The 1,758-nt window shown below is 52.8% G+C and carries 1 rRNA gene; it reads left to right on the top strand.

The annotated features are described in order from the left end of the window. Positions 1-164 precede the first annotated feature (164 nt). Positions 165-1,704, top strand: a 16S ribosomal RNA gene (locus tag F3J37_RS27770). The last annotated feature ends 54 nt before the right edge of the window (positions 1,705-1,758 follow it).

Consider the following 1,758-nt stretch of genomic DNA (forward strand, 5'->3'; position numbering starts at 1 on the left):
GCTCTTTAACAATTTATCAGACAATCTGTGTGGGCACTCGCAGGATTGATATCAGCGTCTCCGGACGTAAAAAATATCAAGTCTCACGAGTGAACACATAATGAAATTCATTATGACGTTTTACAGATGAGCATCGCTGCACTTGTTGCAGCAAATCAAACTTTAAATTGAAGAGTTTGATCATGGCTCAGATTGAACGCTGGCGGCAGGCCTAACACATGCAAGTCGAACGGTAGCACAGAGAGCTTGCTCTCGGGTGACGAGTGGCGGACGGGTGAGTAATGTCTGGGAAACTGCCCGATGGAGGGGGATAACTACTGGAAACGGTAGCTAATACCGCATAACGTCTTCGGACCAAAGTGGGGGACCTTCGGGCCTCACACCATCGGATGTGCCCAGATGGGATTAGCTAGTAGGTGGGGTAATGGCTCACCTAGGCGACGATCCCTAGCTGGTCTGAGAGGATGACCAGCCACACTGGAACTGAGACACGGTCCAGACTCCTACGGGAGGCAGCAGTGGGGAATATTGCACAATGGGCGCAAGCCTGATGCAGCCATGCCGCGTGTATGAAGAAGGCCTTCGGGTTGTAAAGTACTTTCAGCGGGGAGGAAGGCGATGGAGTTAATAGCTTCATCGATTGACGTTACCCGCAGAAGAAGCACCGGCTAACTCCGTGCCAGCAGCCGCGGTAATACGGAGGGTGCAAGCGTTAATCGGAATTACTGGGCGTAAAGCGCACGCAGGCGGTCTGTCAAGTCGGATGTGAAATCCCCGGGCTTAACCTGGGAACTGCATTCGAAACTGGCAGGCTAGAGTCTTGTAGAGGGGGGTAGAATTCCAGGTGTAGCGGTGAAATGCGTAGAGATCTGGAGGAATACCGGTGGCGAAGGCGGCCCCCTGGACAAAGACTGACGCTCAGGTGCGAAAGCGTGGGGAGCAAACAGGATTAGATACCCTGGTAGTCCACGCCGTAAACGATGTCGACTTGGAGGTTGTGCCCTTGAGGCGTGGCTTCCGGAGCTAACGCGTTAAGTCGACCGCCTGGGGAGTACGGCCGCAAGGTTAAAACTCAAATGAATTGACGGGGGCCCGCACAAGCGGTGGAGCATGTGGTTTAATTCGATGCAACGCGAAGAACCTTACCTACTCTTGACATCCAGAGAACTTAGCAGAGATGCTTTGGTGCCTTCGGGAACTCTGAGACAGGTGCTGCATGGCTGTCGTCAGCTCGTGTTGTGAAATGTTGGGTTAAGTCCCGCAACGAGCGCAACCCTTATCCTTTGTTGCCAGCGGTCCGGCCGGGAACTCAAAGGAGACTGCCAGTGATAAACTGGAGGAAGGTGGGGATGACGTCAAGTCATCATGGCCCTTACGAGTAGGGCTACACACGTGCTACAATGGCGCATACAAAGAGAAGCGACCTCGCGAGAGCAAGCGGACCTCATAAAGTGCGTCGTAGTCCGGATTGGAGTCTGCAACTCGACTCCATGAAGTCGGAATCGCTAGTAATCGTAGATCAGAATGCTACGGTGAATACGTTCCCGGGCCTTGTACACACCGCCCGTCACACCATGGGAGTGGGTTGCAAAAGAAGTAGGTAGCTTAACCTTCGGGAGGGCGCTTACCACTTTGTGATTCATGACTGGGGTGAAGTCGTAACAAGGTAACCGTAGGGGAACCTGCGGTTGGATCACCTCCTTACCTGAAGATACCTTCCTTCGAAGTGCTCACACAGATTGTCTGATAGAAAAGTAA

This window comes from Candidatus Pantoea communis (assembly GCF_011752685.1).
GTDB lineage: Bacteria > Pseudomonadota > Gammaproteobacteria > Enterobacterales > Enterobacteriaceae > Pantoea > Pantoea communis.